Source organism: Kitasatospora sp. NPDC033851, assembly GCF_055576085.1.
In genome coordinates this window covers 1-13,493 of the sequence record NZ_JBVIRL010000007.1, presented here as the reverse complement: position 1 = coordinate 13,493, position 13,493 = coordinate 1, and the positions used below count along the sequence as shown (strand labels likewise).

General features: G+C 72.2%; 11 protein-coding genes and 1 rRNA gene. 6 read left to right on the top strand and 6 right to left on the bottom strand.

The genetic code is table 11. The features are described from left to right. Positions 1 to 101 precede the first annotated feature (101 nt). Positions 102 to 494 carry a dihydroxyacetone kinase phosphoryl donor subunit DhaM gene (gene dhaM, locus ACZ51D_RS15560; RefSeq protein WP_465662535.1) on the bottom strand — a complete coding sequence of 131 codons (393 nt, stop codon included), beginning with the start codon at positions 492 to 494 and terminating at the stop codon, positions 102 to 104. Positions 495 to 631: 137 nt separating this feature from the next. Between dhaM and dhaK the strand changes: the two genes are divergently transcribed. After that, complete coding sequence (dhaK, locus tag ACZ51D_RS15555) at positions 632 to 1,627, top strand: dihydroxyacetone kinase subunit DhaK (RefSeq protein ID WP_465662533.1); 996 nt, start codon at positions 632 to 634, stop codon at positions 1,625 to 1,627. Between the two features lie 12 nt (positions 1,628 to 1,639). Continuing rightward, positions 1,640 to 2,311 (top strand): dihydroxyacetone kinase subunit DhaL, encoded by a 672-nt coding sequence (gene dhaL, locus ACZ51D_RS15550; RefSeq protein ID WP_465662531.1) that lies wholly within the window; start codon positions 1,640 to 1,642, stop codon positions 2,309 to 2,311. Positions 2,312 to 2,489: 178 nt separating this feature from the next. Here dhaL and ACZ51D_RS15545 read toward each other — a convergent pair whose 3' ends face one another. After that, a complete protein-coding gene (locus ACZ51D_RS15545; RefSeq protein ID WP_465622954.1) occupies positions 2,490 to 3,662 on the bottom strand; it encodes a PP2C family protein-serine/threonine phosphatase in 1,173 nt (390 codons plus the stop codon). A gap of 147 nt (positions 3,663 to 3,809) precedes the next feature. Here ACZ51D_RS15545 and ACZ51D_RS15540 point away from each other — a divergent pair, with 147 nt between their 5' ends. Both ACZ51D_RS15540 and ACZ51D_RS15535 read left to right on the top strand, forming a co-directional pair. After that, positions 3,810 to 4,028 carry a heavy-metal-associated domain-containing protein gene (locus ACZ51D_RS15540; RefSeq protein WP_360503569.1) on the top strand — a complete coding sequence of 73 codons (219 nt, stop codon included), beginning with the start codon at positions 3,810 to 3,812 and terminating at the stop codon, positions 4,026 to 4,028. Positions 4,029 to 4,093: 65 nt separating this feature from the next. Further along, positions 4,094 to 6,394 (top strand): heavy metal translocating P-type ATPase, encoded by a 2,301-nt coding sequence (locus ACZ51D_RS15535; protein WP_465662529.1) that lies wholly within the window; start codon positions 4,094 to 4,096, stop codon positions 6,392 to 6,394. A gap of 87 nt (positions 6,395 to 6,481) precedes the next feature. Here ACZ51D_RS15535 and ACZ51D_RS15530 read toward each other — a convergent pair whose 3' ends face one another. The 3 genes from ACZ51D_RS15530 to recD2 all read right to left on the bottom strand — a co-directional run bounded on the left by ACZ51D_RS15530 (position 6,482) and on the right by recD2 (position 11,523). Further along, a complete protein-coding gene (locus tag ACZ51D_RS15530; RefSeq protein ID WP_360503574.1) occupies positions 6,482 to 7,201 on the bottom strand; it encodes an SDR family NAD(P)-dependent oxidoreductase in 720 nt (239 codons plus the stop codon). A gap of 575 nt (positions 7,202 to 7,776) precedes the next feature. Beyond that, a complete protein-coding gene (locus ACZ51D_RS15525; RefSeq protein WP_465622948.1) occupies positions 7,777 to 9,066 on the bottom strand; it encodes a citrate synthase in 1,290 nt (429 codons plus the stop codon). 225 nt (positions 9,067 to 9,291) lie between these two features. Beyond that, entirely contained in the window at positions 9,292 to 11,523 is a 2,232-nt protein-coding gene (gene recD2 / locus ACZ51D_RS15520; RefSeq protein WP_465622946.1) for an SF1B family DNA helicase RecD2, read from the bottom strand. A 204-nt stretch (positions 11,524 to 11,727) separates the two neighbouring features. Here recD2 and ACZ51D_RS15515 point away from each other — a divergent pair, with 204 nt between their 5' ends. Then, complete coding sequence (locus ACZ51D_RS15515) at positions 11,728 to 12,519, top strand: VOC family protein (protein WP_360503583.1); 792 nt, start codon at positions 11,728 to 11,730, stop codon at positions 12,517 to 12,519. 121 nt (positions 12,520 to 12,640) lie between these two features. Then, entirely contained in the window at positions 12,641 to 13,102 is a 462-nt protein-coding gene (locus tag ACZ51D_RS15510) for a GNAT family N-acetyltransferase (protein ID WP_465662527.1), read from the top strand. A 99-nt stretch (positions 13,103 to 13,201) separates the two neighbouring features. Here the strand turns inward: ACZ51D_RS15510 and rrf are convergent. After that, a 5S ribosomal RNA gene (gene rrf, locus ACZ51D_RS15505) occupies positions 13,202 to 13,318 on the bottom strand. Positions 13,319 to 13,493: the final 175 nt, after the last annotated feature.

The window sequence follows — 13,493 nt, the reverse complement described above, 5'->3', positions numbered from 1 at the left end:
ACGCCGGTAGCCGACGCCGAGCAGCGCCACCGCGGCCGGGATCAGGGCTTCCGGGATCAGGGCTTGCGGGATCAGGGCTTGCGGGATCAGAGCTTGCGGGATCAGAGCTTCCGGAATCCCCGCGCGTCCTCGGCCGCCGCGACCACCTCGGCCAGCCTCGCCCCGGTCGAGGCGGTGACGGCGGCGGCCACCGCGCCCTCCACGAACGGCGCGTCCACCAGCTTCACGCCCGGGCGCGGCTCGTCCTCCAGCACCGTGACGGCGGTGAGCACCGAGCTGCCGAGGTCCGGCAGCACGACCACGCCCGCCCCGCCGTCCGCCCGCGCGATCGCCCCGGCGATCAGCTCGTAGCTGGTGCCGAGCCCGCCGTCCTCCGTCCCGCCCGCGACCACCACCCGTACGCCGTCCGGGGCGAGTTCGCCGAGCAGCTCGCGCAGCCCGTCCGCGAGCCGGGCGCTGTGCGAGACCAGAACAATGCCCACGTTTTCGCTCATGCCGTCGACCCTACGGTCCGGTCCCACTGCTCCGGGAGAGTGACCGGAATCGTGCGTGTCGCACCCCGTGCCCACCACCCCCGTCTGGCGTAGCGTCGGGGCAGGCTGTTGCGTCCTCACCAAGGGAGCGAAGAGCGTTGAAGAAGCTGATCAACACCCCGGAGAGCGTCCTGGAGGACGCCCTGGCCGGCTTCGCCGCCGCCCATCCGGAGCTGACGGTGGACATCCCGAACCGGGTGATCACCCGGGCCGCCCGCCCGGCCGGGCCCAAGGTCGCGCTGATCTCCGGTGGCGGCTCCGGCCACGAGCCGCTGCACGGCGGCTTCGTCGGCCCCGGCATGCTCGACGCCGCCTGCCCGGGCGAGGTGTTCACGTCCCCCGTTCCGGACCAGATGCTGGCCGCCGCCAAAGCGGTGGAGAACGGCGCCGGCGTCGTCTTCGTCGTGAAGAACTACACCGGCGACGTGATGAACTTCGAGCTCGCCGCCGAACTGGCCGCCGAGGAGGGCCTGGAGGTCCGCACCGTCCTGGTCAACGACGACGTCGCGGTCGAGGACTCCACCTGGACGGCCGGCCGCCGCGGCACCGGCGCCACCGTGCTGGTCGAGAAGACCGCCGGCGCACTGGCCGAGCGCGGCGCCCCGCTGGACGAGGTGGCCGCCCTGGGCGAACGGGTCAACGCCGCCTCCCGCTCCTTCGCGATCGCGCTCACCGCCGCCACCGTCCCGGCCGCCGGCAAGCCCGGCTTCGACCTGCCCGAGGACGAGATCGAGGTCGGCGTCGGCATCCACGGCGAACCCGGCCGGCGCCGGGAGAGACTCCGCCCGGCCCGCGAGCTGGCCGCCGAGGTCGTCGAGACCATCCTGGCCGACCACCACCTGACCCCGGGCGACGAGGTGATCGCGCTCCTCAACGGCCTGGGCGCCACCCCGCTGCTGGAGCTGTACGTGGTCTACGGGGAGGTCGCCGCCCGGCTCGCCGAGCGCGGCATCACGGTGGCCCGCAGCCTGGTCGGCAACTACGTGACCAGCCTCGACATGGCGGGCTTCTCGCTCACCCTGACCAAGGCCGACACCCAGCTGCTGGAGCTCTGGGACGCCCCGGTCGACACCCCCGCCCTCAAGCGGGCCTGAGGAGGATCCGCGATGGACCCCGACACCCCGATGTCCGGCACCCCGATGTTCGACACCACGCCGGCCGAGGCCTGGATCCGCGGGATCGCCGCGGCCGTCGAGAAGGAGCAGTCCCGGCTCACCGAGCTGGACTCGGCGATCGGCGACGGCGACCACGGCAGCAACCTCCGGCGCGGCTTCGCGGCCGCCCTCACCGCCCTCGACGGCCTCCGGCCGGCCGGGCCCGGCGCCGTCCTCACCAAGACCGGCACCACGCTCATCTCCAAGGTCGGCGGCGCCTCCGGCCCGCTCTACGGCAAGGCCTTCCGCGCCATCGGCGCCGCCTTGCCCGGGCCCGCCGACCCGGCCGCCCTCGCCGAGGCACTGTCCGCCGGGCTGGACGCCGTCCGCCTCCTCGGCAAGGCCGAACCCGGGGACAAGACCATCGTGGACGCCTGGACCCCGGCCGTCGCCGCCTTCCGCGCCGCGGCCGCCAAGGGCGCCACCCTCCCCGAGGCCGCCGGCGCGGCCGCCGACGCCGCCGAACAGGGCGCCCGCGACACCGTCCCCCTCCGGGCCCGCAAGGGCCGCGCCTCCTACCTCGGCGAACGCAGCATCGGCCACCAGGACCCCGGCGCCACCTCCACCGCCCTCATCTTCCGCGCCCTCGCCGACACCCTCACCGACACCATCGCCCACGCCTGAGCCCCACCCACCCCCTCGCCCCTCTTCTCCCCGCGCCCCGACCGGGGCGCGGGGAACCTCGCCCCGACCAGACCCCCGCCCGCACCACGCCCCCCGAACCCCGGCCGCACCCCCCGAACCCCGGCCGCACCCCCCGAACCCCGGCCGCACCCGCCGGCCGCCGGCCGCCGGCCGCCGATCAACCGTCCGTCCGCGCGATCAGCAGCAACAACGCGTCGTCCCGCAGGTCCCCGCCGGTGTGCGCCATCAGGTCCCCGTACACCCGCCCCACCGCCGCCTCCAGCTCCCCCGCCGAGCGCGCGGCTCCCCGCACCAGCGCCCCGACCCGCTCCGCCAGCGGATAGAACTCCCCGCTCGTCCGGTGGCGCGCCTCGATCACCCCGTCCGTGCAGAGCACCAGCACGTCCTCCGGCCCGAACGGCTGCCCCCAGGTGGTCGGTTCCCCGGTGGCCAGTCGGCCGAGGCCCAGCGGCACCCACGGGTCGGGCGCGTCCAGGACGTGGGCCCGTCCGTCGCCGTCGACCCGGATCGGCGGCACGTGCCCGTACTGCAGCAGTTCCATCGCCCCGGGCGTGCGGAATTCCGCGAACAGCGCCGTGGTGAACTCCCCGGCCGGCACGTGCCGTTCGACGCTGGCCTCGATCCGCGCGGCGACGCCCCGCAGCTCGGCCTCGTCGTACGCGGCCTCGCGGAACGCGCCCAGCACCACGGCCGCGGTCTGCACCGCCGCGAGCCCCTTGCCCCGGACGTCGCCGACCGCGACCCGGGTCCCGTGCGGTGTCTCCAGGACCGAGTACAGGTCCCCGCCGATCCGCGAGGCGTCCGCCGCCGACACGTACCGGACGGCCAGCCGCAGCGGTCCGACGACCGGTCCGGGCAGCCGGAGCAGTGCCCGCTGGGCGGCCTCGGCGACGGAGCTGACGGCCGCGAAGGCCGCCGCGCGCCGCATCCGGATCTTGGCGACCCAGGCCGAGAACAGCGTCAGCACCAGGTAGCTGACCATCGCGCCGTAGAGGAAACGCGCGTCGTTGATGTTGTCGACCTCGTCGTAGTGGCTGAGCCCGAACACCGCGAGCAGCCCGAGCGAGCAGACCGCGAGCAGCTCGCGGGGCCGCAGGGTCAGTGCCGCGATGGCCGGCACGACGGTCATCAGCGGGGCGAGGTAGCGGTCCTTGCCGGAGAGGAAGTCCGCGAGCGCGACCAGCAGGATGGCGAGCAGCGACGGGGCGGCGCGCCGCCAGAGCGGCACGTCCTGGAGGTCGGCGGCCAGCAGGGCGCCGCGCTGCCGGTCCGGCGGCAGTCCGGCTGCCTTGGGAGCCGAGGGGGACTGGGCGCGGCGGATCGGAAACACATATCGAACATAAGGGACGATCACGACACCCACCCGCCCACCCCGTCGCCTACGATGCGATGCACCTCCCCCGCCACCCTACGGAATACCCCACAGGGGTATGGTGTCATCATCGTAGGAACCCGCACCGATCTTCCGGAGGCCCCGATGTCCAGCACCATCACCTACACCGTGTCCGGCATGAGCTGCGGCCACTGCGAGAAGGCGATCAGCGAGGAGCTCTCCGCCCTCGCCGGTGTCACCGAGGTCGCCGCCGACGCCAAGGCCGGGACCGTGACGGTCTCCTCCGCCGCGCCCTTGGAGGACGAGCAGGTCCGCGCCGCCGTCGACGAGGCCGGCTACGAGCTGGTCGGCCGCAGCGCCTGAACCACCGAGGTACGGCGGGGCCGGACCAGCGGCCCCGCCGTAAGCCCAGCAAGGAGCTGATCCGCATGAGCACGTCCGCCCCGGACCTCGAGGCCCGGGACCGGGTCGAGCTGTCGATCGGCGGGATGACCTGCGCCTCCTGCGCGGCCCGGATCGAGAAGAAGCTCAACCGGCTGGACGGCGTCGAGGCGACCGTCAACTTCGCCACCGAGAAGGCCCGGGTCGACTACGGCCCCGGGGTCACGGTGGCGGACCTGATCGCCACGGTCGAGCGCACCGGCTACACCGCCGAGCTCCCCCCGCCCCCGGCGCCCGCCGCCCCCACGCCGGCCGGTCCCGAGCCGACCGGTGCCGTGCCGGCCGGTCCCGCCGCCGCGCCCGAGCAGCCCGCCGCCGACCCCCTCCGCGACCGGCTGCTGATCGGCGCCGTGCTCAGCGTCCCGGTGGTCCTGCTGTCGATGGTCCCGGCCCTGCAGTTCACGAACTGGCAGTGGCTGGCCTTCGCGCTCACCGGCCCGGTCGTGGTGTACGGCGGTCTGCCGTTCCACCGCGCCGCCTGGACCAACCTCAAGCACGGCGCCGCCACCATGGACACCCTGGTCTCGCTCGGCACCCTGGCCGCCTTCGGCTGGTCGTTCTGGGCGCTGTTCTGGGGCCACGCCGGCCTGCCCGGGATGCGCCACGACTTCTCGCTCTCCGTCGGCGACACCGACCCCTCCTCCGCGCTCTACCTGGAGACCGCCGCCGCCGTCACCGTGCTGATCCTGCTCGGCCGCTGCCTGGAGGCCCGCTCCAAGCGCCGGGCGGGCGCCGCGCTGCGCGCCCTGCTCGACCTCGGCGCCAAGGACGTCGCGGTCCTGCGAGGAGGCCGCGAGGTGAGCCTGCCGGTGGACCGGCTGACCGTCGGCATGCGCTTCGTGGTCCGCCCCGGGGAGAAGATCGCCACCGACGGCGTGGTGGCCGAGGGCAGCTCCGCCGTGGACGCCTCGATGCTCACCGGCGAGTCCGTCCCGGTCGAGGTCACCGTCGGCGATCCCGTCACCGGCGCCACCGTCAACGCCGGGGGCCGCCTGGTGGTCGAGGCCACCCGGGTCGGCGCCGACACCCGGCTGGCCCGGATGGCCCGGCTGGTCGAGGAGGCCCAGAACGGCAAGGCAGCCGCCCAGCGGCTGGCCGACCGGGTCTCCGCCGTCTTCGTCCCCGCCGTCATCCTGATCGCCCTGGCCACCCTGGTCACCTGGCTGCTGGTCACCGACAGCCCGACCGAGGCCTTCACCGCCGCCGTGGCCGTCCTGATCATCGCCTGCCCCTGCGCGCTGGGCCTGGCCACCCCGACCGCGCTGCTGGTCGGCACCGGCCGCGGCGCCCAGCTCGGGATCCTGATCAAGGGCCCCGAGGTCCTGGAGTCCACCCGCGCGGTGGACACCGTCGTCCTGGACAAGACCGGCACCGTCACCACCGGCCGGATGACGCTGCTCGCCGTCCACACCACCGACACCACCACCGAGGCCGAGGCGCTGCGCCTGGCCGGCGCCGTCGAACACGCCTCCGAACACCCGATCGCCGCCGCCATCACCGCGGCCGCCACCGAGCGGACGGGCGAGCTACCGCCGGTCGAGGGCTTCCGCGCCGTCCCCGGCCGGGGCGTGGAGGGCGTCGTGGCGGGCCGCACGGTGGTCGCCGGGCACGAGGCCCTGCTCGCCGACCGGGCGCTGCACCTGCCGCCCCCGCTGGCCCGCGCCAAGGCCGCCGCCGAGGCGGCCGGCCGCACCGCCGTCGCGGTCGGCTGGGACGGCGAGGCCCGGGCCGTCCTCGAGGTCGCCGACACGGTCAAGCCGACCAGCGCCGAGGCGATCACCCGGCTCCGCGCGCTGGGCCTGCGCCCGGTGCTGCTGACCGGAGACCACCGTGCGGTCGCCGAGGCGGTCGCGGCCGAGATCGGCATTCCCGCACCGGACGTGATCGCCGAGGTGCTCCCCGAGGACAAGGTCGCGACGGTCGAGCGACTGCAGGCCGAGGGCAGGGTCGTCGCGATGGTCGGCGACGGCGTCAACGACGCCGCCGCGCTCGCCCAGGCCGACCTGGGCCTGGCGATGGGCACCGGCACCGACGCCGCGATCGAGGCCGGCGACCTCACCCTGGTCCGCGGCGACCTACGCTCGGTGGCCGACGCCATCCGGCTCTCCCGCCGCACCCTCGCCACCATCAGGGGCAACCTGTGCTGGGCCTTCGGCTACAACGTGGCGGCGATCCCGCTGGCCGCCGCCGGACTGCTCAACCCGATGATCGCCGGGGCCGCGATGGCCTTCTCCTCGGTCTTCGTGGTCACCAACAGCCTGCGCCTGCGCCGCTTCCGACCCGCCTGAGCCCTGACCCGGGACGACCCCCCTGAGCTCTGACCCCGCACAACGCGAAGGCCCGGACCGCCGTCGGTCCGGGCCCCTCGCCGTACGTCAACGTCCCAGCAGCTCGCCACCGTTGCAGTGCAGGATCTCGCCGGTGATGAACCCGGCCTCGGGCGAGGCGAGGAAGTGCACGGCCGCCGCGACCTCGCCGCTCTCCCCGATCCGGCCGAGCAGGGTGCGGGCCGCGCGCCGGGCCACCTCGGCCTCGTCCAGCCGCGGCCCGAAGAACTCGGTGCCGCTGACCGTCCCCGGCGCGACGATGTTGGCGGTGATGCCCGAGGTGCCCAACTGGGCGGCCAGGAAGTGGTTCCAGGCGTGCAGCGAGGCCTTCGCCGCGCCGTACGAGCCGGCCCCGCGCAGGGCGGCGATGGAGCTGATGGTGACCACGCGGCCGGAGCCGGGGGTGAGCCGGTCGCGGATCGACTCGGTGAGCAGCACCACGGTCAGCACGTTGCGCTCGAAGTCGCCGCGCCAGCGGGCCAGCAGGGCGTGCGGCCCGCCGCCGACCACGGTCTCCCGGCTGCCGGCGTTGTTGACCAGGACGTCGATCTGCTCGGGCAGTTCGCGAAGGGCGTCCTCCACGGCATCCGGGTCGGCGAGGTCGCACACCAGCGGGGTGACGTTCGGTCCGAGGTCGGCCGCGGCCTTCTCCAGGACCGCCCGGCGGCGGCCCACGATCACCACGTGGTCGTCCAGCTCGGCGAACCGCCGCGCGACTTCGTACCCGATTCCCGTGCCACCGCCGGTGACGACGACGTTCCTGGCCATCTGCGCACTCCCTCCCCAGTTCCGCCGTCGCGCTGCGAGTGTGCGCGACGGTCCGTACCGGAATGCCACGATTCCTATCACGCTCGGTTGCCGTGACTGCGGGGAGGGTGACGTCCCGCCCGAGTGAAGGTGTGGTATGGGCGGGGTACGACGCGCACACGGAGCGTGGCGAGAGGCAGCTCACACCCCCCGGGCGTAACTTCTCGCACCCTGATACGTCTTAGGTTGGTAGTGCGGCAGTTTTTCCGGTGGGCGAGGACACACTGAACGGCAATGTGTCCCCGCGCTTGCATCGGCTGCCGCCGACGGGGCTCCGGCGGGCCCCGGGAACGGTCGTCGTCCTCGACGGCCTTCGCGCACGGCGCCGGGGTTCTGGCGGGCCAGGGACGCTTTGAGCGGCCGTCCACGGCTGCGGCCGGCCCCGGAGTCGTGCGTCGTACGGTTCCGTCTTCGCGCGGCCCCCTCCGGGGGTACGGCGCGGGGACGCGAAGGGGCCCGGTCGCTCAGACGGCAACCGGGCCCCTTTCAGCTTCCGTCCGGGCCGGAGCCCGTCGTCGGCGTCGTCGCGCGCGTGGTCAGCGGCCCTCGAGCGGGACGTAGTCGCGGATCGCGGTGCCGGTGTAGATCTGGCGCGGACGGCCGATCCGGCTGGTCGGGTCGTTGATCATCTCGTGCCAGTGGGCGATCCAGCCCGGCAGCCGGCCGAGGGCGAACAGCACGGTGAACATGCTGGTCGGGAAGCCCATGGCGCGGTAGATCAGGCCGGTGTAGAAGTCCACGTTCGGGTACAGCTTGCGCGAGATGAAGAAGTCGTCCTTGAGGGCGTGCTCCTCCAGCTTGAGCGCGATCTCCAGCAGCTCGTCGCTCTTGCCGAGCTGGCCGAGGACCTCGTGCGCGAGCAGCTTGACCTGGGCGGCACGCGGGTCGAACGCCTTGTAGACCCGGTGACCGAAGCCCATCAGCTTGACGCCGGCTTCCTTGTTCTTCACCTTCGTGATGAAGGAGTCGACGTCGCCGCCGTCCTTCTGGATGCTCTCCAGCATCTCCAGGACCGCCTGGTTGGCGCCGCCGTGCAGCGGGCCCCACAGGGCCGAGATGCCGGCCGAGATCGAGGCGAACAGGTTGGCGTGGCTGGAGCCGACCAGGCGCACGGTGGAGGTCGAGCAGTTCTGCTCGTGGTCCGCGTGCAGGATGAGCAGCTTGTCCAGGGCGTTGACGACGACCGGGTTGAGCTCGTAGTCCTCGGCGGGGACGGCGAAGGTCATCCGCAGGAGGTTCTCGACGTAGCTCAGGTCGTTGCGCGGGTAGACGAAGGGCTGGCCCATCGCCTTCTTGTACGCGTACGCGGCGATCGTCGGCAGCTTGGCGAGCAGGCGAACCGTCGACAGGTGGCGCTGGGCCGCGTCGAACGGGTTGTGGCTCTCCGGGTAGAACGTGGACAGCGCGCCGACCACCGAGGACAGCATGGCCATCGGGTGGGCGTCCCGCGGGAAGCCCTGGAAGAAGCGCTTGACGTCCTCGTGCAGCAGGGTGTGCTGGGTGATCTCGCGGCTGAACTCCGCCAGCTGGTCCGCGTTGGGCAGCTCGCCGTTGATCAGGAGGTACGCGGTCTCGATGAAGCCGCCCTGGGAGGCGAGCTGCTCGATCGGGTAGCCGCGGTACCGCAGGATGCCGTTGTCGCCGTCCACGAAGGTGATCGCGGACTTGTACGCGGCGGTGTTACCGAAGCCGTTGTCCAGGGTGACCAGGCCGGTCTGCGGGAGCAGCTTCGAGATGTCGAAGCCGGCGTTGCCCGCAGTGCTCTCGACGACGGGGTACTCGTACTCGCCGTCCTGGTACCGCAGTACTACCGAGTTGTCGCTCACGTCTTCCTCACCGACGAAATGAATCCTCTTCCAAGGTGCCCTGACTGTCTCTACGATCCCCCATCCGGAGGACAGCCGCGCACCCGGGGTGACCCGAAAGGGCCCACCCCTACAAAACCTGCCGCCGCAGCCGGTACGAACCGGACAAGATCGGCACAAGCCTAGGTTCTGCCGTAAATCTCTTCACGTCAAGAGAACATTAGAGGCAACCATCCTGCTGGACAATCATCCAGTAGTCAGCCGGTGATCGAGCGCGGTATGCCTCCGACCTGCGCTGACAGCCCGTACGGCCTGTCCGATCGCCTTCCGTGACCCGACCAGCACCACGAGTTTCCGGGCCCTGGTCACAGCGGTGTAGAGCAGGTTCCGCTGGAGCATCGTCCAGGCGGACATGGTGACCGGAATCACCACCACCGGGTACTCACTGCCCTGCGAGCGGTGGATCGTCACCGCGTACGCGTGGGCCAGCTCGTCCAGTTCGTCGAAGTCGTACCCCACCTCCTCGTCCTCGTCGGTGAGCACCGTCAACCGCTGGTCGTCCACGCTGAGGGCGGTCACCACTCCCACTGTGCCGTTGAAGACCCCGTTCCGCCCCTTGTCGTAGTTGTTGCGGATCTGCGTGACCTTGTCCCCCACCCTGAACGTCCGGCCACCGAAGCGGCGTTCAGCCAGGCCCTCCCGGGCCGGCGTCACCGCCCCCTGCAGCAGGGTGTTCAGGTTCCCCGCACCCGCCGGACCGCGGTGCATCGGAGCCAGCACCTGGACGTCCCGGCGCGGGTCGAAGCCGAACTTCTGCGGGATCCGGCGCGCCACCACGTCCACCGTGAGCCCGGCCGCCCGCTCCGCGTCGTCCTCCGCGAACAGGAAGAAGTCCGCGAGACCCTCCGTCAGGGGCGGCCTGCCCTCGTTGATCCGGTGCGCGTTGGTCACCACGCCCGACTGCTGCGCCTGCCGGAAGATCCTGGTCAGCCGCACCGACGGGATCGGCCCGCCCGCCGCCAGCAGGTCCCGCAGCACCTCCCCGGCACCCACCGAGGGCAACTGGTCCACGTCCCCCACGAACAGCAGGTGAGCGCCCATCGGCACGGCCTTGACCAGCTTGTTCGCCAGGATCAGATCCAGCATCGAGGCCTCGTCGACCACCACCAGGTCCGCGTCCAGCGGCCGGTCCCGGTCGTACGCGGCATCCCCGCCCGGCTTCAGCTCCAGCAGCCGGTGCACCGTCGACGCCTCCATCCCGGTGAGCTCCGACAGCCGCTTCGCCGCCCGGCCGGTCGGCGCCGCCAGCACCACCTTGGCCCGCTTCGCCAGCGCCAGCGTCACGATCGACTTCACCGTGAACGACTTGCCGCAGCCCGGACCGCCCGTCAGCACCGCGACCCGCTCGGTCAACGCCAGCCGCACCGACTGCTCCTGCTCCGGCGCCAGCTCCGCCCCGGTCCGCTTCGCCAGCCACTCCAGCGCCACCGGCCAGTCCACCCCGGCGAACCAGGGCATCCGGTCCGTGCCCGAACGCAGCAGCCGCAGCAGCTGGTTGGCCAGCGAGATCTCCGCCCGGTGGAACGGCACCAGGTACACCGCGGTGATCGACTCGCCGCCCTCCCCCGGCACCGACTCGCGCACCACCCCCTCGGTCGCCACCAGCTCCGCCAGGCAGTCGATCACCAGCCCGACATCCACCTGCAGCAGCTTCACGCCGTCCGCGATCAGCCGCTCCTCCGGCAGGAAGCAGTGCCCCTGGTCGCTGCTCTGCGACAGCGCGTACTGCAGCCCGGCCTTCACCCGCTCCGGGCTGTCGTGCGGGATCCCCACCGCCTGGGCGATCCGGTCCGCCGTCAGGAAGCCGATGCCCCACACGTCCCCGGCCAGCCGGTAGGGCTCGTTCTTCACCACACCGATCGAACCGTCGCCGTACTGCTTGTAGATTCGCACAGCCAGCGAGGTCGACACCCCGACCCCCTGCAGGAAGACCATCACCTCCTTGATGGCCTTCTGCTCCTCCCAGGCCGCCGCGATCTTCTTCGTCCGCTTCGGCCCCAGCCCCGGCACCTCGATCAGCCGGCCCGGCTCGGTCTCGATCACCTCCAGGGTGTCCACCCCGAAACGCTCCACGATCCGCTCGGCGAACCGCGGCCCGATCCCCTTGATCAGCCCCGAGCCCAGGTACCGCTGGATCCCCTGGATGGTGGCCGGCAGCACCGTCGTGTAGTTCTCCACCGTGAACTGCCGCCCGTACTGCGGGTGCGAGCCCCATCGCCCGTGCAGCCGCAGCGACTCCCCGACCTGCGCCCCCAACAGCGCGCCCACCACGGTCAGCAGATCGTTCCCGCCCCGGCCGGTGTCCACCCGGGCCACCGTGTAGCCGGTCTCCTCGTTGGCGTAGGTGATCCGCTCCAGCACGCCCTCGACCTGCGCGAGCTGGCGCGGCTGCTGCTCCGACGGCGCCTGCTTGCTCACCGGACCCCCTTCGACCGGTACGGGTGGATCATTCCGCTACGCACCGTACCGCCCGGCCCCGACAACCCCACAGCCCGGAGCCCGCGGATCCACGCCCGGAGGCTGCCGTGCAGCGCCTCCGCCGAGGTGCCAGGCTGTGAGTAGGCAGGGGGGCCGTCGACCGCGCCCCGCCCGGGCCGGCCCCGTCCGAGGAGCAGTGCCGACATGCTCAACACCGCCTTCCGCCCCGGCTCCCCGAACTGGCTCGACCTGAGCAGCCCCGACACCCGGGCCTCCGTCGACTTCTACACCGCCCTGTTCGGCTGGACCTTCGCCTCGGCCGGCCCCGAGGCCGGCGGCTACGGCTTCTTCCAGCGCGACGGCCGGACCGTCGCCGCTCTCGGCCCGCTCACCGAGGAAGGCGCCCGGCCCGACTGGACGCTGTACTTCGCCACCCTCGACGCCGACCGCACCACCGAACTGGTCGAAAAGGCCGGCGGCCGCGTCCGGTTCGCCCCCTTCGACGTCTTCACGGCGGGCCGGATGGCCGGCTACACCGACCCCACCGGCGCCGACTTCGCCGTCTGGCAGCCGCACGACACCCGCGGCCTGGACCTCGTCGACCAGGAGGGCAGCCTGTGCTGGGCCGAGTGCCACAGCATCGACGCCGAGCTCGCCAAGTCCTTCTACCGCACCGTCTTCGACTGGCAGGAGCAGGACGTCCCGTTCGAAGGCACGAGCTACACCGTCCTCACCCCGGCGGGCGGCGGCACCGACGACGCCCACGGCGGTATCGTGCAGCTCGGCCCCGAGCAGACCGCCGCCGGCACCAGCTCGCACTGGCTCCCGTACTTCGAGGTCCCCAACACGGACGCCGGCCTCGCCATCGCCACCAACCTCGGCGCGACCGTGCGGATCCCCGCCACGGACGTCCACGGCGTCGGCCGCCTCGCCCAGCTGGCCGACCCGCACGGCGCGGTGTTCGCCGTCATCACCAGTGCCGAGCCCGGGGAGTGACACCGGCTCACCCCTCCCCCGGATCGCCCCTCCCCGGAGCGGGCCTCAGAAGGGGCCTGAGGGGGTGCTACGGGCGTAGACACGTAAGGGTGGGCAAGAAGAGGGCTTCTATTCTCTGATCATGAGCGACACGACCGATGTGACGATCCGCCCGGCGACCGAGGCGGACCTCCCGGCAATAGTGGCGATGCTCGCGGACGACCCGCTGGGCGCCACCCGCGAGAACCTCGACGACCTCACTGCCTACCGCACCGCCTTCGCCCGCATCGACGGCGACCCGCACCAGCACCTGGTCGTCGCCGCCCGCGCCGGCCGGACCGTCGGCACCCTGCAACTGACCCTCATCCCGGGCCTCTCCCGGCAGGGCTCCACCCGCACGATCATCGAGGCCGTCCGTATCCACGCCGACGAACGCGGCAGCGGACTCGGCACCGTCCTGATCGAGTGGGCCATCGAGCGCTCCCGCGAACTCGGCGCCGAACTCGTCCAGCTCACCTCCGACGCCACCCGCACCGACGCACACCGCTTCTACGAGCGGCTCGGGTTCGTGCCGTCGCACGTCGGTTTCAAGCTGAAGGTCTGACACGGCGCCCGAGCCATCGCCCGAAATACCGTCCGGAAACCGTCCGTAAACGCGAAGAACCCCCATCCGGGATCCGGATGGGGGTTCTTCTGAATGATTGTTCGGCGGCGTCCTACTCTCCCACAGGGTCCCCCCTGCAGTACCATCGGCGCTGTAAGGCTTAGCTTCCGGGTTCGGAATGTAACCGGGCGTTTCCCTCACGCTATGACCACCGAAACACTATGAAACTGTCAACCGCACACCCGAAAATTTCCGGGCGGGTCGTTGTTTCAGAACAACACAGTGGACGCGAGCAACTGAGGACAAGCCCTCGGCCTATTAGTACCGGTCAACTCCACCCCTCACAGGGCTTCCATATCCGGCCTATCAACCCAGTCGTCTACTGGGAGCC